7 protein-coding genes are annotated in these 22,403 nt (G+C 66.7%); all 7 read right to left on the reverse strand.

Annotated elements, in window-relative coordinates:
* Positions 1-46 precede the first annotated feature (46 nt).
* Positions 47-1,069, reverse strand: coding sequence for a DUF481 domain-containing protein (locus tag ACFOW7_RS07045; protein WP_378162516.1), 1,023 nt, complete (start codon positions 1,067-1,069; stop codon positions 47-49).
* 56 nt (positions 1,070-1,125) lie between these two features.
* Positions 1,126-2,994: an asparagine synthase (glutamine-hydrolyzing) gene (asnB, locus tag ACFOW7_RS07050; RefSeq protein WP_378162518.1), complete on the reverse strand. Its 1,869-nt coding sequence runs from the start codon at positions 2,992-2,994 to the stop codon at positions 1,126-1,128.
* A 3-nt stretch (positions 2,995-2,997) separates the two neighbouring features.
* Positions 2,998-7,440, reverse strand: coding sequence for an amino acid adenylation domain-containing protein (locus ACFOW7_RS07055; RefSeq protein WP_378162520.1), 4,443 nt, complete (start codon positions 7,438-7,440; stop codon positions 2,998-3,000).
* 10 nt (positions 7,441-7,450) lie between these two features.
* Positions 7,451-17,560 carry an amino acid adenylation domain-containing protein gene (locus ACFOW7_RS07060; protein WP_378162522.1) on the reverse strand — a complete coding sequence of 3,370 codons (10,110 nt, stop codon included), beginning with the start codon at positions 17,558-17,560 and terminating at the stop codon, positions 7,451-7,453.
* A gap of 244 nt (positions 17,561-17,804) precedes the next feature.
* Entirely contained in the window at positions 17,805-18,386 is a 582-nt protein-coding gene (locus ACFOW7_RS07065) for a YcjF family protein (RefSeq protein ID WP_378162524.1), read from the reverse strand.
* 854 nt (positions 18,387-19,240) lie between these two features.
* Positions 19,241-20,761, reverse strand: a complete 1,521-nt coding sequence (locus ACFOW7_RS07070; RefSeq protein WP_378162526.1) for a prohibitin family protein — start codon at positions 20,759-20,761, stop codon at positions 19,241-19,243.
* Entirely contained in the window at positions 20,754-22,397 is a 1,644-nt protein-coding gene (locus ACFOW7_RS07075) for a cyclic peptide export ABC transporter (protein ID WP_378162528.1), read from the reverse strand. The genes ACFOW7_RS07070 and ACFOW7_RS07075 overlap by 8 nt, the downstream gene beginning before the upstream one ends.
* Positions 22,398-22,403: the final 6 nt, after the last annotated feature.

Here is a 22,403-nt window from a genome sequence, read left to right on the forward strand (position 1 = left end):
TTGCAGATATTTTTCCTGAAATTTTATTTTTAGACGCTTCTCTCCCCTAATACTGGAAAGTGAAGTTCAAGCGCCGCGTATAGTCGGCGCGCAGCACATCGGGCCAGGGGTTGCTGTCGTAGCGTTTCTCGAAGCCGAAGCTCAGCACCGCCTTGGGAGCCAGCTGGTAATCGAGATTGAGCGAGGCGAGATAGCGGTAGCGGTGGACATATTCAGCCGCCACATAGCGTCCGCTGCGCGGATTGACTGGGTCGAGCACATAGCGCCCCGAGCGTCCGCCGTCGTTGATCAGCCGAAAGCCCTGACGCAGCGACCAGGCCGGTGCGAGCTGCCATTGCAGGGTCTGGTAGGTGTAGAGGATGTCGCTGTCGCGCCGGTTGATGCCGACGTAATCGCGCACGAATTCCATATAGTTTTCGCGGAAACGCCCCAGCCCGACGAAGGTGTCGAGCCGCAGCCCCGGCCGGTCGATCCAGTAGTAGCCAACCCCGGCGAGCACGGTATGGCGGCTGTCGATCAGGTTCTGCTCGTCGAGCTCCCAGATATAGCCGCCACCGACGTACCAGTTGGGGCTGAGGTCGCGCCGCAGCGTCTCCTGGACGATACGGTAGTCCTTCTCGTTGAGGCCGCCACTGACCTGCTCGATCTTGCGCTTGTCGATCGATACCGACAGCTCGTTGGTCCAATGGCCGATCTGGCTATAGGCCTTGCCGCCGATCCGCAGCGCATGGCCCGAATCATTGCCGCCCAGCGAGGTGGCCGACAGATTGGCTTCGAGATGGTGGCGCCAGCCATCGCGGTTGGGGTAGAGGAAGCTACTGTGATTCCACCAGTCGGGCATGCCTTCAGCAGGCGGCGCCGCCAGCGGCAAGGCCGCAGGCGCCGGGACCGTCGGGGTAGAGGGTGTCTCATGCTGACGCGCCGTCAGCTCCTTGAGTGCTGCGGCGTAACCGGCCTTGAAGCCGGCGTCGTAGCCCGGTTGCTGCTCGACGGCCGTGTCGGCCGACACGGCCGCCGCCAGCAGCAGACTCCACAGGCCAGGGCCGGCGCAATGGACGGATCGGTTCATGGCATTCCTTGTCTGTTGTTCCATGTTTTTCTGCCTCACCCTGCCTTGGCGGGCGCTCAGCTCCGCGCCGGCATGTCGAATTCCTCAAGGAAGATCTGGAAGGTCAGCACCACCATCAGCAGATCGACATCGAAGGTCTGGTTGACGCTGAAACCGGGCCGCAGATACGCCTGACGCAGACGCTCGACCGTGGCCGCGTTGAAATAGCCCTGACGGCGGATGCGCTCGGGCGCCAGCAGATCGGCGATCCACTCGGCCCCGCCGGCCAGGAGCGCGGGACTGCCCGGCGCCACAAAGGCGAATTTCTCGCGCTCGATGATGGCAGGCGGCACATAGCGCCGTGCCACGGTGCGCAGCGGGTATTTCTCGCGGCCGTCGCCGATCAGCAGATCGGGCGGCAGCCGCCGCACCAGATCGATCAGATCGCGATCGAGAAAGGGATAGCGGCCCTCGACGCTATGGGCGAAGGTCATCCGGTCGCCATGGTCGGTCAGCAGATGGTCGGCGATTCGCAGCTTGAAATCGACATAGGAGCGGCGGTGGATCGGATGGCGCCGCCGCAGCCGTTCATGCGGCACGGGCGCCGTGCGGGTGGCGGCGAACTCGGCATGGCGCGCCGCCAGATCAGGGGCATAGAGCGCGGCCAGGGTGTCGTGGAAAGCGTGGTAATCGCGCTCATAGAAAAACTCGCCATCGCCCCACAGCTTCTCGCGCAGCTGACGCTCGGCCCAGCCGTCGCCATCGAGCAGACCCTCGTCGAGACGGTCGCCGCGCAAGGCATCGAGCCGATAGCCGACGTAGCCGGCGAACAGCTCGTCGGCTCCTTCCCCGGACAGCACCACCTTGCAGCCCGCCGCTCGCACCCCTTCGGCCAGGGCGTGCGAGCAGGTGTCATAGCTCTCGCGCAACGGCGACTCGGCATGGCGGATCACCGCCCGCAGCCGGCGCTCGATATCGGTGGGCGCAAACGCAATCTCATGGTGACGGCTGCCCAGCCGGTCGCTGACCATGCGCTGGTAACGACGCTCGTCGATGCGGGCATCGTCGAACACGATGGAGAACGAATGCCACGCTTCAGCGGGCCGCAGGCGGTGGATCAGGCCGGCGATCAGCGAGGAATCGAGCCCCCCGCTCAGATAGAAGCCCACCTCGACATCGGCTTCGAGCCGGCGCGCCACCGCCTGGCGCAGGCAGTGGTCGAGCTGTTCTTCCCAGTCCGCCGGCGCCTCGCGGGCGGCTTGTTCGGGATAGTCGAGATCCCAATAGGCGCGTGTCTCGATCCGGCCGTCCTCCAGTATCAGCAGATGCCCCGCCGGCAACGAGCGGATGCCCTGGAACATGGTGGTCGGGCTGATCAGGCCGGGAAAGGTCAGACATTGATCGAGCCCGGTCGGATCGACGACCCGTATCACATGCGGATGGGCAAGCAGCGCCTTGATTTCCGAGGCAAACAGCAACTGGCCCTCGGCCACCGTGTAGTAGAGCGGGCAGATGCCGACCGGATCGCGCGCCAGCAGCAGGCGGTGGGCGGCGCGGTCATAGAGCGCCCAGGCGAACTGGCCGTTGAGCCGGTCCACTGCCCCTTCGGCGTATTCCTCATACAGATGGGGCAGCACCTCGACATCGCAGCGCGACACGAAGCGATGCCCGCGCGCTTCGAGTTCCTGGCGCAGGTCGCGATGGTTGAAGATTTCACCGTTGCAGACCGAGACATAGCGGCCGTCGGCGCTGAAGTGGGGCTGATTGCCTTCGGGGCGCGGGTCAACGATGGCCAGCCGGCGAAAGCCCAGCCCGGCTGGGCCGGCGACGTGCAGTCCGCGGTCGTCGGGGCCACGATGGATCAGGGCGTCGCGCATCTGCTCGACCAACCCGGCCTCGACCGCACGGCGACGGTCGAGCGAAACGATGCCTGCAATGCCGCACATGATTCAGAACTCCTCGTCGAGTGCCAGACTGGCGGCCAGGATCGCAGCGGTATCGCGCGGCGCGGCATCGCCGCGCAGGCGGCGCGCCAGCTCGGCCAGCGACAGGGCCGGTTCTTCCACCAGCGCCTGCAAGGCCGCTTCCCAATGTTCGAGCAGACGGGCCGCGCTGGTCGGCTCGAACAGACCGCTGTCGTATTCGAGAAAACCGTATAGCCCGGAGGGATCGCTCCATAGCTCGAAATCGACATCGAAGCGGCTCGACCAGGACTGGCCCGGGTAGGCGGTGGTCAGTGCGCCGTCGAAACACGGCAGCGGCAGCGGCTGCTGATGCAGGATCAGCATGGCGTCGAACACCGGATGACGGCCGGGCGCGGCCGCCAGGCCCAGCGACTCGACCAGGCAGGCAAACGGATACTCGGCATGGGCCAACACGGTCTCGATCTCGTGCTGGGCCGACTCGCGCAGGGCCGCCAGACTCGTCTGGGCCGTAAAGCGCAGCCGCAGCGGCAGCAGGTTGAGATGAAGGCCGACCTGGTCCTGCCATTCGGGCCGGTCGCGGCCCGATACCGGTGTGCCGAGCACGATATCGGTCTGGCCACTGGCCAGATGGAGCACCGCGACCGTCGCGGCGACCGCCGCGGCAAAACGGTCGCCGCCCGACAGGGCCGCCTGCCAGCGCTCGGCCAGCACGGCCGGAGCCGACCAGTCGCTGCGCGCCCCGCGCCGCTGGCGTTGCGGCCGACGCGGCAGATCGAGCGGCAGTGACAGGCTGGGCAGATCGGCGAGATGGCGACGCCAGAAGCCGGCATGGTCGAGTTCGCGCCAGACGGCCACGCGCTGACGCTGCCAGTGGGCAAAGTCGCGGTAACGCCAGACCGGCGCTGGCGGCAGCGCCTCGCCGCGATAGGCCAGCGCCAGATCGCGGACCAGCAGTGCATCGGACCAGCCGTCGCTGATGATATGGTGGGTCACCAGCGCCAGCACCGCGTGCGGGTCGGCGCCGCCCACCTCGATCAGCGCCAGCCGGAACAGCGGCCCATGCGCCAGATCGAACGGCCGGGTGGTGATCTCGCTCAGCAGCGCCGGCACGGCTCCGGGCTGCTCGACCCGCTGCCGTTCGACCTGGCAGGGCATGCTGCCGAGCACCCGCTGCCGGGGCGTGCCGCCACTGCCGTCAAATACCGTGCGCAGCGATTCATGCCGCGCCACCAGCGCCGTCCAGGCGCGCTCCAGCCGGTCGGCATCGAGCCCCGGATCGACCCGGTAAGCGCCCGGCACGTTATAGCCGGCGTAACCGGGCACCAGCTGGTCGAGTACCCAGAGCGATTCCTGTTGCAGCGACAGCGGATGATCGGCCGACTCCGGCGCATGGGCGATGGCCGCGTCCAGTGGCGCTGCCGCCACCCGACGCGCCAGCGCGCGGGCGTCGCGCGCCTGGTAAAGATCGGCCAGCCGCAGCGAGGCACGCAGGGCACGGTTGATCCGGCCGATGGCCCGCATCGCCAGCAGGCTGTGCCCGCCCAGCGCAAAGAAGTCGTCATCGACACCCAGTGGCCGCTGCAAGACCTCGGCAAACGCCGCCACGATGGCGGCTTCGGTCGGGTCCGCCGACGCTTCGATTCGCTCGGTGCGGATCGAAGCAGGCAGCGGCAAGGCGCGACGGTCGAGCTTGTTGTTGGGGGTCTGCGGCAGTTCGTCCAGGCTGAGCCAGTGGCTCGGAATCAGCGCATCGGGCAGCCAACTCGCCAGCCGCCGCCGCCCTTCCTCGGCCGTGATGGCCGGGGCACCGGGACGCGGCACCAGATAGGCAATCAGTTCAGGCTCGCCCCGGCCCAGATCGGCCACGCCGACCACCGCATCGCGCAGCTCGGCAAAGCGGCGCAGCGCCGCCTCGATCTCGCCGGGCTCGATGCGCACGCCGCGAATCTTGACCTGATCGTCGCGCCGCCCCAGATAACGCAGCCGACCGGCGCCGTCCCAGCCGGCCAGATCGCCGGTCAGATAGATCGGGCCGGCCGCCAGCTCAGGCCGCTCGATAAAGCGGCGCGCACTGACTTCGGGCTGATCGAGATAAGCGGCGCTGACGCCGATCCCGGCAATCGCCAGTTCGCCCACGGTGCCGTCGAGCTGAAGCCGGCCGGCCTGGTCGAGCACCAGCAGCTGTTCGCCCGGAAAGGCGCGGCCCAGATGGACCGGGCCGGCATCGAGTTCGGCCTGGCTTGACCAGATCGTGGTCTCGGTCGGGCCATAGACATTGAAGACCCGCGCCGGCAGTTCACGCAGCCGTGCCGCCAGCGCCGGTGTCAGCGCCTCGCCGCCGACCAGCACCGTGGACAGACGGGCCAGCGCCGCCTCGGCACCGCTCTCGAACAGCAGCTTGAAACGGGTCGGGGTCGATTGCAGCACATCGACCGCCTGCGCCTCGATCAACTCGGCCAGACGCAGCGGGTCGCGCGCCTGGGCGGCATCGGCGAGCACCACCGTCATGCCGTACCAGAGCGCGCCGATCAGTTCGAGCGCCGCAATATCGAACGACACCGTGGTGACGGCCAATAGCCGCCGTCCCGGCGCAAAGCCGAACAACTGCCCCAGCGCACCGAAGAAGGCAGCGGCGTTGCGGTGGCGCACCACCACGCCCTTGGGGCGGCCAGTCGAGCCGGAAGTGAAGATCACATAGGCCGGGTCATCGGGCGTCACCGTCGTGGCAAGTGGCGGCGCGGACAGCGCAGCGTCCACCCGCAGCGTCGGCCAATGTCCGGCCAGCCCGGCCAGGGTCGTCTCGCTGCCCAGCACCAGGCGGCAGCCGCTGTCGCCCAGCATCTGTTCGATCCGCTGTGGCGGGAAATCCGGATCGACCGGCACATAGGCCGCCCCGGCCTGGAGCACGGCCAACAGGGCCACCACCAGTTCGGGCGTGCGCTCGCACAGCACCGCCACCCGGTCGCCCCGATTCAGCTCGACCCGCTGCCGCAGCGCAGCAGCCAGTCCTTCGACCCGGGCCAGCAGTTCGCCGTAGCTCAGCGTGATACCGCCCTGCTGCAAGGCCGCACGGGCCGGGTCGTGGCGGGCGTGGTCGAGCCAGCCCGACTGAGCCAGCGCCGGCGGCTCGAACCACAGCGGTCCCTGACCGCGCATCAGCAGCCGGGTCCGCGTCTCCGCGTCGATCAGCGTCAGTTCACTCACGCTGCGCCCGGGTTGGCGCGCCACCTGTTCCAGCACCAGCCGATAGGCTTCAGCCAGCGCTTCGAGCGCATGGGGAGCCACTTTGCCGTCGCCGCTGCGCAGCGTCAGGGTCAATGCCTCGCTGCCCGGTGTCAGCACGACTTCGAGCGGATAGGGAGTGTGTTCATAAAATGCCACCTCGCGCAGGGCGAGTTCCGGCGTCAGCGGACCGGTCAATCGCCCCTGGTCGGCGTACTGGACGATAAACACATGGTCGATCCGCGCCCCGGCGAGCGCCAGGGCTTCTCCGAGCGGCAGATGCTGATGCGGCAGCGCGGCAAAGCTCTGCTCGCGCGCCATATCGAGCAGTTCCAGCCAGGAAGTGGTCGCTTGCCAGCGCAGCCGCAGCGGCAAGGTATTGATCAGCAGACCGACCAGCCGGTCGCTGTCGGGCAGTTCGGCCGGACGGCCCGCCACCACCGTGGGAAGCAACAGGTCATTGCGCTGCGCCAGCGACCCGGCCACCACGGCCCAGGCCGCCAGCAGCGCATGTTGCAGCGCGGCGCCGCGCGAGCGGGCCAGTTCGGTCAGCTGGACGGCCAGCGTGGCCGGCAGCCGCAGCACATATTCAAGCGGGCTGGCGCCGCCAGCCGGCTCGGGCGGCAACAGACAGCCGCCCAACAGCGCATCGGGCTCGCAGCCGGCCAGCCGTTCACGCCAGAAATGGCGGGCGGCATCGGCGTCCTGACTGAGCAGCCAGCGCTGGAAGGTCTCGTAAGACGGCGCTGGCGGAAGCTCAGCCACCCCGCCGGCCCGATAGTGGGTCAGCACCTCGTCGAGCACGAGGCCGATGCTCCAGCCGTCGAGCAGGATATGGTGAAAGCTCCACAGCAGGCAGTGCTGTCCGGCCGGGTCGTGGAATTCGGTGATTCGCCACGGATGTTCGCGTTCGAGCGCAAACGGCTGGGCCCGGTCGATCCGCAGCACCGCCTCGGCCTCGACCACCTCGGGCAGACTGCGCCAGACCAGCGTTTCGTGCCAGGGCACCACCTGGACCGGCCGCGACACCCGATCGTAGACAAAACGGCCGCGCAGGGCTTCGTGGCGATCGAGCACGGCCTGCCAGGCGGCCCGCATCGCGGCGATATCGAGCCGACCGACAAAGCGCAGCAGCAGTTGCTCATGGTAGGCGGCCGAGCCATCGACGCTGGCGGCGTGGTGAAGCAGGCCCTGCTGCATCGGCGTCAGGGCGTAGACCTGTTTGACTTCTGCTTGGCTGAACATGGCCGCTCGCTTACCGGAACAGATCGGCCAGCTCGTCAGCGGCAAGCCCGGCCGGATTGGTCGGCTCGGCCGTCGCCGTCTGGCGCAGCGGGGTCAGTTGCCGCGCCAGCGCTTCCGCCTGCGGGTGCGAGAAGATCTGGTCAAGGCTCAGCGCAAAGCCGGCGCCATGGAGCCTGGCTACCAGACGCAAGGCCCGGATCGAGTCGCCACCCAGCACGAAATAATCGTCGTCAAGCCCGGCCTCGACACCCAGTACCTCCGAGAACGCCTGCAATACCGCCGCTTCGGCCGCAGTGGCCGGCACACGCCGGGCGCCCTCTGCCGCACGCCGTGGTGCGGGTTCGGGCAGCGCACGGCGGTCGAGCTTGCCGTTGGGGGTCTGCGGCAGCCGCTCCAGCGCGACAAAACGGGCCGGCACCATGGTCTCTGGCAGCTTGCCGGCCAGCCAGTGGCGCCAGGTGGCTTCATCAAGCCCGTTCGCCATTCCACCGCGCAATACCAGATAAGCCACCAGTAGCGCCTCGCCCGTGCTGTCGTGCCGCAGCGTCACGGCCGCCTCGGCCACTTCGGGATGATGGCGTAGCGCAGCCTCGATCTCGCCCGGTTCGATCCGGGTGCCGCGTAGCTTGATCTGGTCATCGTTGCGGCCGACGTAATAAAGCCTGCCGTCGGCGCCCCAGCGGCCCAGGTCGCCGGTCAGATAGAGCGGACCTTCTGCCAGCGCCGGCCGATAGACAAAACGGCCATCGGTCAGCTCAGGCTGGCCCAGATAGCCCGCCGACACGCCGACGCCACCGATGGCAATCTCACCGATCGCGCCTTCGGGCAGCAATTCGCCGTCGCGGTCGAGCACGAACAGTTGCTGGCCCGGCAGTGCCCGGCCCAGACAGGGGCTTGCCGCATCGAGCAGACAGGCGCTCGACCAGATGGTGGTTTCGGTCGGACCATAGACGCCAAAGCTGCGACCCGGCCGGGTGGCGAGCCGCGCCGCCAGCGCTGGACTCAGCGCTTCGCCGCCGACCAGCAGGGTTTCGAGCCGATCGAGCTGGCCGTCGCCATCGAGCGCGAGCAGCGGTGCCAGCCGGGTCGGCGTCAGTTGCAGGGTGTCGATCTGCTGCTCACCAAGCAGCGCCAGCACGGTGGCCGGATCGCGCGCCTCCCGGCTGCTGGCCAGCACCACCGTCATGCCGTGCCACAGCGTGCCCAGCAGTTCCAGCGCGGCAATATCGAAGGACACGGTGGTCAGCGCCAGCATCCGGTGGCCGGCGGCAAAGCCGAAGCTCGTGCCGAGCTGACCGAAGAAGGCTGCCGCATTGCGATGGCGCACCATCACGCCCTTGGGGCGGCCGGTCGAGCCGGAAGTGAAGATCACATAGGCCAGATCATCGGGACCGATGCCGGTCACGGGCGACTCGTCGGAGGCGCCGGCATCGGGCCGGTCGATCCGCTGCACGGGCAGCATCTCAGGCAATACGGCACGGCCGAGTGCCGCGGCGTCGCCCAGCACCATCCTGGCGCCGCTGTCTTCGAGCATGGCGGCGATGCGCTCGGGCGGGAAATCGGGGTCGATCGGCACATAGGCCGCGCCGGCTTGCAGAATGGCCAGCAGGCCGATCAGCAGATCGGGCGTCCGTTCACATAACAGCGCCACCCGGTCATTGGCCTGTAATGCCACCCGCCGGCGCAGGGTATGGGCAAGCTGGTTGGCGCGGCCAAGCAGTTCGCGATAGCTGAGTTGCGTCTCCCCCTGCACCAGGGCGATCGCCGCGCCGCGCTCGGCGACCTGAGCCACGATACCGGCACAGGCGGTGGCCGGCGCAGCGGTCCAATCGGGACCGCGTCCCCAGCTCAGTTGACGGGCACGACCGACGTCACTGAGAAAGGGCAGCTCGGTGGTCAGCGAACCCAGCCGCTCGGGCAAGGCGCGCAGCAGATCGAGATAGAGGTCGAGATGACGCCGGGCCGTCTCGGCCCGGAACAGATCGGTGGCGTATTCGCAGCGCAGTTGCAGGCCGCCTTCTGCCTCGACGGCTTCCATGCTGAGGTCGAACATCGCCGCGCCGCGCGAGACCGTCAGCGTCTCGCAGCGCAGCCCCGGCAGCCGGTATACCCGGTCCTCGCCGTTTTCCATGATGAACATCACGTCGAACAGCGGATTGCGCGACAGATCGCGTTGCAGCTCAAGCGCGCGCAGCAGTTCCTCGAGCGGATAGTCCTGGTGCTCCAGCGCCCCGAGAAACACCCGATGGCACTGCCGGGCATGCTCGACAAAGCTCTGTACCGTGCCGGCAAGCCGTAGCGGCAGGGTCTGGGCGAACATGCCGACAGTGCCGGCAAAGCGCTCGTCGCTGCGCCCGCCGACCGGCACGCCGACCACCACCTCGTCCTGACCGCTCATCTTCTGCAACAGCAGGCTCCAGGCCGCCAGCAATACCGGGAACAACGGCAGGCGCTGCTGCCGTGCCGCTTCACGCAGCCGGGCGGTCGTGGCGGCGTCGAGCGTCGCATAGCAGTCGTCACCGCGCTGGCTGCGCCGTGCCGGACGCGGAAAGTCGGTCGGCAGCGCCAGCAGCTCGGGCAGGCTGGCGAACTGTCGCCGCCAATAGTCGGCACCGGCCGGCGAAGGCGCCGCCGTCTCGCTCTGATCGAGTGCCTGCACCAGCGGCCGGGGCAGCGACTTGCCCTGATACAGGGCCATCAGCTCGGTGGCGATCAGATTGAGCGACAGACCATCGACCACGATATGGTGGGCATCCATCGCCAGCACATGGTGCTCGCGGCCCAGTTCAAACAAGACGGCCCGAAACAGCGGCGCCTGCCCCAGCTCGAACGGTCGCATGAATTCGCGCAGCCGCGCCGTCAGCGCCGCCGGCTCGATCGAGGCACGTTCGAGGGTCAAGCCGGCTTCTGCCACCACTTCCTGCCGCACGCCCTGCTCGTCGAGGAAGAAGCGGGTCCGCAGTGCATCATGACGGCGGAACACCCCCTGCAAGGCCGCTTCGAGCGCCGCCACATCGAGCGGACCATGGAGCGCAATCGCCAGCGGCACGTTGTAGGCGGTATTGGCGCCTTCGAGCTGGTTCAGGGCAAACAGGCGCCGCTGGGCCGGACTGGCCGGACCCGAACGTTTGCGCGGCGGCGGGCCGTCGGGGCTGCGGAAGGCAAAGCCGCCCGCCCGCAACTGCGCCACGGCCTGTTCGACTGCCGTGATGATGCGTTCGACATCGGCATCGCTATGGGCCACCGACAGGAAGCAGATACGCCGCTCCCAGATATAGACGCCCTGCAAATTGAGCAGCAGCGCGAACAAATCCATCTCGATCGGCTGGAACAGCGCGGCATAACGGCCGTTGCCATCGAAGCGGAACAGCGAGCCGAAATGGTTGAGGGTGATCGGCACCGACTCGGCGGCAAAGAAGCTGTTGAGCCGCTCGGCCATTCGGCGGGTACGCTCGTTGAGGTCGCGATAGAGCGTGGGCGAGGATTCGATCAAGGCAAGACCGGCGCGGGCCGCTGCCAGCGACAGCGGATGCTTGACGTAGGTGCCGCCGAAATAGATTACCTCGTGCTCGGGGCGCGAATCGTCGCCATAGCGCCAATCGCCGCCATCGACGGCATCGAGGAAACGGGCCGAGCCGGCCACGATGCTCAGCGGCAGGCCGCCGCCGACGATCTTGCCGTAGGTGGCCATATCGGCGCGGATGCCGAACGCTTCCTGGGCACCGCCGGCGGCGATGCGAAAGCCGGTGATCATCTCGTCGAAGATCAGCGCCGTGCCGCTCTTGGCGGTGATCTCGCGCAGCGACTGCAAGAAGGCGCGCGGCTGGAAACCGGGCCGGCGCGACTGCACCGGCTCGACCAGCACGGCCGCCAGTTCATGGGCATGCGTCCTGACCTGCTCCAGCCCTTCCTCGGTGCCGTAGTTGACGATCAACAGGTCCTCGACCATTCCCGGGGGAATCCCGGCACCGGTCGGGAACACCCGGCCTTCATGCTCGACGCCGAGCACCCCGTCCCAGGTACCGTGATAGGCACCGCTGAACACCACGATCTTGCGCCGGCCCGTCACGGCACGCGCCAGACGCACGGCCATCATCACCGCTTCGGCGCCGGTATTGCAGAACGTCACCCGCTCCATCCCGGTCAGCCGGCTGACCTGGGCCGCCACCTCGGCCGCCAGCGGTGTCTGCGGGCCGATGGCAAAGCTCCTGGCCGCCTGCGCCTGCACCGCCTCGACCACACTGGCCGGCGAGTGGCCCAACAAGCCGATGCCGCAGCCCATGGTGATATCGATGTACTCGTTGCCATCGACATCGATCAGACGCGAGCCCTCGGTTCGATCGGAGGCGATCGGATACATCATTTCCTTGAGGCTGTAGCGGAAACTCAACGTGTTCTTCCAGTCGGCCAGCACACGGCGATGGTCCTGGGCCAGCCGGCGCGAGCCCGGGGTGCGGGCCGTATAGCGCTCGACCAGTTCAGTGACGAAACGGCGCTGCCGCTGGTCCAGCGTGTCCTCATCGAGCTTGAGCGAGCGGAAATTCGGCACGGCCGGCCGCTCGGCCTCGGTCGGCTGGACCACGGGTGCCTGCAGTGCCTGGACGGCCACGGCCGGCTGCACGGCAGGTGCCGCCTGCAGCACGACCGGCTGGGCGCTGTGGCCAAGCAGACTGAGCTGCTGCTGCATCAGCCGGCTCATTGCATCGAGCTGGAGCGCCAGCACACCTTGCAGCGAACCGTCGAGCGGCACGGCGGCGGGCTGCATAACCGGGGCCGCTGCGGGCGCGGCATGGAGCACGGGAGCCGGCACGGCAGCCGTGGCAGGCGGCGCGGCCCGCTGTAGCGGCGGCGCGACCGCTGCGGCCGCCGGTGCGGTTTCGGCCAGCCGGCCGGCGATCTTGCGGGCGGTTTCCAGTCCCTCGTAGAACTCGGCCAGGGTGGCATGCAGCCCATGCTGCCTTTCGAGCTGCGACCCCAGTTGCACCAGCATCAGTGAGTCCAGCCCAAGTTCGAGCAGCGACAGGTCGGCATCGACCTCGTCGGCGGCAAGACCCGTGAGCTGGGCAATCAGCCCGACCACCAGCGAAAGAGAGGATGCGAGGGAAGCCGGATCGGCCATGGAAAACGCCTCCTGGGCAATAGAAGAAAGGGAAGACGAAACAGGATCGGGCATCGCCAGCAGCACAGCCTGGCCGCTTGCCTCATCACGCACCGGCTCGACCCGGAAACCGGCCTCGACCAGCGCTTCGTGCCAGTGGGCCAGATCGAGCAGCGGCGAATCGGGCAGCCGGCGGAACCGGTCGACGGCACGATGCCAGCCCGGTGCGATGCCAAATACCAGATGGACAAAACCATGCGGCTGCACCTGCTCATGGAGCACCAGACAGCCGTCGGCCGCCAGCAGCGGCCTGAGGTTATTGAGGCAGGCCACGATATCGGCCGTGGCATGGAGCACGTTGTTGGCGATGATCAGATCGAACTCGCCCGCCACCAGGCCCTGCCCGGCTGCCGGCTGCTCCAGATCGAACAGGGCGAACTCAAGCGTCGCGTCCTGACCAAGCCGGGCCTGCAAATAAGGGAAGAAACCCCGGCTGATATCGGTACAGAGATAGCGGCCATGCCAGTCGGCCGGCAGGCTGGCCCGCACCGCCGCCGTGGTGCTGCCGGTACCGGTGCCGACTTCGAGAATGCGCAGACGCTCGCGGCGCGGGTGGCCGGCCAGCCGTGCCGCCACCACATCGGCCACACGGCGGTTGTAGCTGTCCTGTACCTCGTTGTCGGCATAGCAGGCCGCTACCCGGCTCATCTCGCCACCGGGGAACAGCACTTCGGTCGGATGCAGACGACCGGCCAGAATGGCCGGATAGGCATCGAGGCAGGCATCGATCAGATCGAGCGTGCCGGCCATGCGTGGGTGGCGGCCCAGCAGCGCCGCCCGCTCCGTCGCCAGCGAACCAGCGTCATGACCGCTGCCCGCCGGCAACAGCGTAAGCGAGCTGGCATCGAGCGCAATCAAGCCAGCCCTGGCCAGTACGGCCAGGCCACCGTCCAGCACGCCCAGCCGCGCCGGATCGACCCGGGCTGCCAGCGCCGCGCGCGATTCGGGCCGGCCGGGCTCGCGCAGGACGTCGTAATGGTTGCGGAGGAGATCGAGAAAGCGCCGCTCGGCGTAGTGGTCGATGCGTCGGTAGATCGCGTCGGCATCGAGCCTTCCTCCAGGCAGCACCGGCTCGCGCCAGTGACGTTTACGCTGGAAGGGATAAGGCGGCAGATCGACCCGGCGTCGGCCGGGGCCGGCATAGCGGGGCCAGTCAACGCGATGACCACGCGCCGCCAGCGTCGCCAGCACTTCGGCCAGCGTGTCGGCGGCGGCCTTGCCGCGTCGGACCGAGGCAAGCCAGGCGTTGTCAGGAGACGGTGGCGCGGCCGGACGCTCAAGCCCCAAGGCGCTCAATACCGCCGCCGGGCCGATCTCGACATAGCTGTAGCCAGGCGTCTGGCCGAGCCGGCCCAGCGCCGCATCGAAACGGACCGGGGCCACGATCTGGCGGGCGAAATAGCCCGGGTCGAGCACTCGGCCGAGGTAGTCCTCGCCGTCGACGCTGGAAATCCAGTGGCAGCACGCCGGTTGATAGTCAACTTCCGCACAGCACTGGGCAAATGCCTCGGCCGCCGCACTCATCAGCGGACTGTGGAAGGCATGCGACACCTGCAGGCGGCGTGCTTGCCGGCCAACCGGGCCCAGCCCGGCTAACAATTCCTCCAGCGCATCCGTTTCGCCCGACACCACGACACGCTGCGGACCATTGAAAGCCGCCAGCGCCAGCCGTCCGCCATAGGGCGCGATGGCCGCTTCGGCGCTTGCGGCATCGAGCGGCAGCGCGGCCATCGCCCCGCCTTCGGGCAAGGCCGCCATCAGTTCGCCACGCTGACGGACCAGCCACAGCGCATCGGCAAATTCCAGCACCCCGGCAGATACGGCCGCGGCAAATTCGCCGATGCTGTGCCCCACCACGGCGTCGGGCTCGATGCCCCAGTGGCGCCACAGCTCGGCCAGCGCCGCCTCAAAGCAGAAGATCGCCAGTTGCGCCCGATCGGTCTGCGCCAGGGCCGCCGCGTCGCTCGACGCGTCGAGCAGACCGGCCAGCACGCCCGGGTGGCCATCGGCCTGTAGCAGCGACTCGGCCAGATCGAGGCTGCGCCGGAACACCGGTTCGCTGTCGTACAACTGGCGGGCCATGCCCGGGTACTGGCAGCCCTGGCCGGTAAACAGGAAACACAGCCCGGCCGCCTCTCCCTGGCCCGTCCGGCGATACGGACTGGCCGGATCGGTCAGCGCCGTCGCCAGCGCAGCCGGCTCATCGCCCCAGACGCTCAAACGCTCGGCAAACGACTGCCGACTGCCATGGCTGCTGAACAGCAGATCGGCCGCGGCCGCACGGTCGGTGTGCGCCAAGGCAGCGGCATAGCGTCCGGCCAGCGCCGTCAGCGCTTCGCTGGTCGGGGCCGACAGCACCAGCAGCAGGGGCCGCTCGGGCGGCGCCAGCACGGGCATCGGCTGGTCCGGCACCTCGACCACCACATGGGAATTGGTACCGCTGAAGCCAAACGAGCTGACCGCCGCCACCCGCCGGCCCTGCCGCGCCGGCCAGGGCCGCAGGCCGGTCACCACCTCAAGCGGCAGCGTCGACCAATCGACCCGGCTGCTTGGCGGTTCGGCATGGAGACTGGCCGGTATCCGGCCCGCCTCCATCGCCAGCACCACCTTGCATAGCGAGGCGATACCGGCTGCGGCCTCCAGATGACCGATCTGCGATTTGACCGAGCCGATGGGCAGCGGCGTCTGGCGCGAACCATCGCGTTGCAGCACTTCCGCCAGCGCTTCGAGCTCAATCGGATCGCCAATCGGCGTGCCGGTGCCATGGGCTTCGAGATAGTCAATATCGGCAGCCCGGCAAGCCGCGCGCTGCCACGCCTCCTCGATCACCCGCGACTGCGCCGCGCCATTGGGCGCGCTGAAGCCGGTGCTCGCCCCATCCTGATTGAGGGCCGTGGCGGCAATCCGGGCCCGTACCCGCCGGCCGCCCGCCGCGGCATCGCTTTCGCGCTCCAGGATCAGTACGGCACAGCCTTCGGCCCGTACATAGCCGTCGGCCTGATCGGAGAAGGTATGGCAGCGGCCGGTCGGCGACAGAATGCCGGCCTTGGAGAAATAGACATACAGATGCGGCGTCAGCAGCGCATTGACCCCGGCCACCACCGCCAGCTCGCATTCGCCCTGGCGCAGCGCCTGGACGGCCAGATGGAGCGCCACCAGCGAGGACGAGCAGGCGGTATCCACCGCCATATTGGCGCCCTGCCAGCCGAAGAAGTAGGACAAGCGGCCGGCGGCGGTGCAGTCCATCGCGCCAGCGGCGCTGTAGGGGTCGAGCGTGGCCAGATCGTTGCCGTAGAGCGTGGCCGTCTTGTAATCGTCGGTACTGAGCCCGGCATAGACCGCCACTCGCCGCCCCTTGAGCGACAAGGGCGGAAAGCCGGCGTTTTCCAGGGCTTCCCAGCACACTTCGAGCAGCAGGCGCTGCTGTGGATCGAGCGCGCTGGCTTCTTTGGGGGTCAGACGGAATAGACGGGCGTCGAAGTCACGCAGATCCTGCCCTTCGATAAAGCCGCCCCAACGGCTGACGCTCTTGCCAGGCGCCGCCCGGTCGGGGTGATACCAGGCCGCAGCGTCCCAGCGCTCGGGTGGAATCGGTCCAATCGGGTCGCGGCCCGATTCGAGCAGCGCCCAGTACGCGGCAGGATCGTTGGCGCCACCGGGAAAGCGGCAGGCCATGCCGACAATCGCCACCGGGGCGTCGCCGGTCGATTCCCTGGGCGTCGCCACCGTGGCGGTCGGTTTCACGGCGGCCAGCTCAGCAAGCAACAAGGCGGGCGTCGGGCAGCGATAGGCCAGCGTGGCCGGCAGTACCCGGCCCAGCCGTGCGGCCAGCGCCCGGGTCAGGGCCACGGTCTGGACCGAGCTGAGGCCAAGCTCTCCCCAGCTGGTCTCCAGCGCCTCTGCCAGCGGCACGGGCCGGCCCACCGTTTCGGCCAACGCGGTTTCGAGCGTGGCTGTCAGCGCGGCCGTGTCGGGCGTTGGGGTGTCGGGGGAGGCGTGGTGCGAGTCGGACACGGCAGCAGGACGCTCGGCCAGGGTGGCCAGCGTGTCGTCGAGCAATGCCACGCCCTCTTCGCGGTGCAGAGTGGGCAGAACCGGCAGCAGCAGCCGTTGGGCACCGAACAGATTGGCAATGTGCTGAGCAAGCACCGGGTGCGGGCCGACTTCGATCACACAGCCGGGACGCAGCCGGCCAAGCAGCGTGGCCGCTTCGACGAAACGGATGGGCTGGCGGATATGCCGCGCCCAGTAGCCGCCATCGAGCGTCTGGCCCGGCAGGACTGTGGCCTCACACGAAGACAGAAACGGTACGGCACTGGCGCGCGGTCGCAGCGCCGTCAGTTGCGCCATGAAGTCGGGCAGGCCTGCTTCGACCGCCGCGCTGTGAAAAGGCAGACTGACACTGAGCAGCCGGTGCGACACGCCTTCGTGCTCAAGCCGCGCCAGCAGCGGCATCAGCGCGTCGTCGTCGCCTGCGACCACACTGGCACCGGGGCCGTTGATGGCGGCAAGTTCGAGCCCGCGACAGTCGCGCAGCCGTGCGGCCACCGCTTCGGCGTCGAGCGCCACATGGAGCATCCGCCCAGGCGGCGTTGCCCGCATCAGCTCACAGTGGGCGCTCACCAGCCGGGCTGCGTCATCGAGCGTCAGCGCATCGGCCGCGACCGCCGCCGCCACTTCGCCGGCGCTATGACCCAGCACCATGGCCGGGCGTACGCCGTGGGCAGACAGATAGTCGGTCAGGGCAAGCTGGATGGCAAACGTGGCCGGGTAACTGAGCGTGGTGTCGTCCCAGTCGGCCTTGCCGTCGCCGAGCAAAAGGCCGGTCAGACGAAGATCGGAGTACGGCGCAAACGCCGCGTCCACCTGTTCGAGACGACGGCGGAATCCGGCATCGCGTCGCGCCAGCGGGCGCGCCATATCGGGCCAGTGGGCGCCGACGCCCGAGTATACGAATGCCACATCGCGCACGCGGTGTCCCCCTCGTTGCAGCGTTGACTCTTGGTGTGGTGGATGGGGGTGGACAGCACGTCCATCCGGACACAAACCATTTCAAGACCCGGCGCCTGAGCACCTGCCGGCCTTGCGTCTCCCGTGCCAACCCGGCCTGTGCCGGCCGTCGGTCTGCCCGGTCTCCCTGACGCCTGTCCCACCCGAAGCAAGCTCACCGTCTGTAGTCGCGCAGCAGCCACAGACGGTGAAGGCCTTACGACTTCTTGACGTTCTCGACCACGTCCTTGCCGGCTTCCTTGGCTTCACGCACGAACTGCTTGCCTTCAGCAAAGGCCTTGCTGAAATGCGAAGACACCGAGCGCGGGTCGAAGTCGAGGAAGGTGCCGCCCGACTCGAAGTGCTGCACGAACACCTTGCCCAGGGCATAGGTGGCGGCACCGGCAGTGATCGAGACCGCCGCGGCGCCGGCCAGTTGACCGACAAAGGGCACGATCTTCAGCACGCTGGCCACCGGCGCGGCAATCGCCACTGGGGCGTAGGCGCCGAGCACGGCGCCGATCAGCTTCTTGCCGAGTTGGTCGGTCAGCGACAGACCATAGAAATTGCCGAGCTTGCGCAGCAGATTGAGCTGTACCCCGCTCAATGCCAGTACATCCACCCCCGGCACCGGAATCAGACCGACCGTCAGGGCCACGAGCGAATGGGTTTCGATGGTGCTGGACGTGGCGGCAATACGCTCGTCGAGCGAGAGGTTCCGAGCGGAAGGTTCGGAATGGTCATCTTGATTGGCATGTTGACCGGTTTGAACTTTCGTTTCGCGTGTTACGGCTTCCATGGGCGGTATCCTTTTCAATGGTGAAGAGACACTGGAGCCAACAAACAATAGAACATCCAGAATAGTTCTGCTGAATGTTTTTAAAAAATTTTTTGGAATATCCGACGCGCGGTACTATGAGCCAACAAAATGAATGACAAAAACATTAAATATTATCTGGTTATTTTATTTATCAACGACTACCGCACCAAATCTTGAATCTATTTGTCCAAAAACTTTCATACAGGACCGACCAACAAAAAAGCATCACCCCGGCCACAGCAAGCAGGCATAACGTAATTTCAGAATATTCGCCCAGACGGATCGCACACCAGGCAATGCTGTCATTTATACAACAGCAGAATACCAGACCCATTCGTTGCCAGAATCGAATAATTAGGGGGAATTTATTGGAATTTTATTGATGGATGCGTAGGCGATTTCCTCCAGATATTTTTCACCGCCTGCTGAATGCGGTATTTTCCAGAAGCTCTGACCAATATGACGCCCGCCCTATCGGCCGAAGATCGTTTTCAACATAGCGTCCAACAGCAGCGCCAGGCAGATCAGCCAGCCGCCCCCCTTCTGCCACCAAAACAAACTTCCCTCCGGATACCCACCACAGCGCCTTAAGCTGCTCTGCGCTGCGGCTGACGCAGCCTGTGAGTTCGTGCTCCACCACAGCTCTGTCGGACCGGATGGAGCCGGAGCCGGAGCCGGAGCCGGAGCCGGAGCCGGAGCCGGAGCCGGAGCCGGAGCCGGAGCCGGAGCCGGAGCAAGAATTATCGATTTTTTAAAAAGACGCTTATATCCGGCTCCATACTTAGCACGTTAATCACATGAATCTTTCCATTTGCTCCGAACTGCTTCCCACCTCAGCCCCCTGTCTGCCATACCGCCCGCAGACGTTGCCACCATGACTGGTCCGGCTCTGCCGCTTCGGTGTGCTGACGAGGCTTGGCCGGGGCGCGGTCATGCTGGCCGACGCTGTCGCGCAGCACGGCCCGGTCCTGGCTGGTGCTCTGCGGGATCACCGCACTATGTCCATGCCGCCTGGGCTGCGCGGCCGCCACCACCGGCGCAGCAGCCGTGGCCGCGGTCGTGGCGGTCGTCGCATTGCTTGGCGTGGTGGTGGTCGCGGTGGCCGGGGTCGTTGCCGTACTGCTGGTGGATGACGTGGTACTGGCAGGTATCGTGGCAGTGCTTGAGTGGGCTGCCACCGTCGAATTGTTGTTCTGGTTGCCGGCAGCATGCGTCCCGCGCAGGCCATGGCCGCCCTCCTCGGTATTGAGGATCAGCGGCAGGCCGTTCTTGCCGTTGCCGATCACCACCACCTTGGCATTGGGCGAATTGGCCAGGGCCAGGGTGGCCTCGATGCCGCGCCAGCGCAGATAGGTGTCGGACATGGTATTGCTGATGATTTCCTGGAAGTTGCGGATGCTCAGTGCCTCGATCCGCTTGCGTTCGGCTTCCTTCTCCTCGCGGGCGATCTTGAACACGAACTCCTCGACCTCATGCGAGGCCACGGCCTTGCGCACGATGGCTTCCTGCACGCCCTTGGGCAGCGTGATCCCCTTGATCAGCACATCTTCGAGCACAAACCACGGAATGCTGTTGAGGCACTTGTCCTTGCGATAGCCCGGGTCGAGCTTGGAGCACTGCAACTCGATGCGCCGCTGCTCCTCGATGGCTCGCTCGGCCGCCTGGACCAGCGAACTCGCGGCATCGGGGTCGATCCGCTTGAGTGCCTCGACCTCGTGCTTCAGGTCGGCCTTGTCGATCCGAGCCTGCGGGCTGTCGGGGTCGGGATCGGGGTTGAAGTTGTTGCGCAGCTCTTCGCGCACCGTGCGGGCGATGGTCGACTGGATCACCAGTCGCCGCTCGGTATAGATCTCATCAGGGCGATAGACCGACAGCACATCGCGGGCACGCGCCGTCACGGTCGGGTTGAGCAGGTCTTCCTCGTATTTGGGACCGACATACTTATGCAGCCGGCCCACCGAGCCACGCACCAGCCGGTAGCGCCATACCAGATCGACCGAGATGCTGAGGCCATCGGATGACAACACCTCGATCTGCCGCTCGACCTGACGCAGGCGCAGGTCATAGATCGCCACCTTGTCCCACGGCCAGGTGAAGATCGTGCCTTCGCTCTCGGGCATGCCTTCCTCGGTACCGCCAAGGAAACGCTTCCAGCGCACCCCGACATGACCAGCCGGGATCGTATGGATGATCAGGGGCAAAGTGAAAATGATCAGCGCAAGCAGAATCAGACCGGCGATCAGCAGATCGTCACGGTAGCGGCGCAGACGGACCTTGAGCCGATCCCAGAAACCGACCCGCCACGACTCCTCGGGCGGCAGTTGCAGCGGGTCCAGCACCAGTGGGCTATTCATGGACCGGCTCCTTATACAGTTCGGTCAGTCGGCCTTCGTCCATATGGAGGCGGCGATCGGCCTGATGGAAGTAACGGTCGTCGTGGGTGATGGCGATCACGGTCTTGCCCAATACCTTCAGTTCAGGAATCAGCTCGTTGTAGAACTTGGCGCGGAAATGCGGGTCCTGGTCGGCTGCCCACTCGTCGAGGATCACGATGGGCTTCTCCTCCAGCACCGCCGCGATATAGGCTAGCCGCTTGCGCTGGCCGGTCGACAGCTCCACCGTCGAAAAGCGGTCGGGCAGGATGCGCACCTTGTCGGCGATCTCCATATGCTCGGTCCAGCGCAATGCCTCGTCCGGATCGGGCGTAGGCAAGCCGTAGAGCTTGGGAAACAGATGGAAATCGGCGAACACGCCGCAGAACAGATTGCGATAGTCCTGCACCCGCTCGCGGTCGATGCGGATGCCGTCAAGGACAATCTCGCCCGAAGCCGGCGGATAGAGCCCGGTCAGCAGGCGCAGAAAGGTGGTCTTGCCGCTGCCGTTGCCGCCCGTGATAAAGATCACTTCGCCGGCACGCACCGTCAGATCGATCGGCCCGACCGAGAACCGGTTCTCGCCCTGCTCATGGCGGAAGAACACCCGGTGCAGATCGAGCCGCGAGAAGGTCTGCTCGGTCAGCGGCGCGCCGACCTCGTCGGTGCGCGCCTCGGGCTCCTTCAGATTGGCGTCGAGCAGCAAGGACAGCCGCTCGATATTCTCAGCCGCGGCATTGGCCATCGCCATCTGCGGCACGGCGGTCATCACCCCGGAGATCGGCCCGATCAGGAACATCACCGCCGTCAGAGTCTTCATGATGGTTTCGGAATAGCTCGGACTCAGTGCCGGCATCAGAAACACCACTGCCCCCAGCAGCACGAAGAACGACAACTGGGCAAAGATGAAGTGGGTCGCCAGCGCCCGCTGTGCCTGCTTGCGGAAAGCCGCCGTGCGGGCCGAGGCTTCCGAGGCATCGCGGATCACTGCATAGGCCCGCCGCGTCGACAGCTTGATTTCCTTGAAGCCTTCGAGCACCCCGCTCACCAGGTCATGCAACTGACCCTGTTCCATCCCGGCGCGCTGCAATGCCGCTTTGACGGTGCGGATCTTGCGCCGGTAGATCTGCGCCGACACGGCCAGCACCATCACCGTCAACAGCAGCGAAGCCGGTGAGATGGCCGCCAGATAGATCGCCGCCCACACGATCAGAATGCCCGCCTGCGCCCCCAGCACCAGACCGCTGGCCGTCTGCGAGATCACCTGGGTGTCGGCGGTGATCGCATTGAAGATCAGGCCGCGGCCAATATGCTCCACGCCGCTCAATTCGCTGCGATGGAGCCGGTCGATCAGCCGGCGGCGGTGGCGATGCACGATATTTTCCACCTCGTCGGTGGTGACGATCAGCACATAGCGCTGGGCATAGACATAGGCGCTGATCGCCAGCCCGAACAGCACGATCGAATAGAACTGCGACTCGCCCCGTTCGAGCGCCACCGCCGCATGGTTGACGATGGCCAGCACCGCCGCGTTGGCGCCACCGGCGATCACCGCCATCAGCGCCAGCCGGCGCAGCGAGGTCTTGCTTTCCTTGACCAGGAGTTCAACGAGCTTCATGGATTG

This window comes from Chitinimonas lacunae, from assembly GCF_042650885.1.
Lineage (GTDB): Bacteria > Pseudomonadota > Gammaproteobacteria > Burkholderiales > Chitinimonadaceae > Chitinimonas_A > Chitinimonas_A lacunae.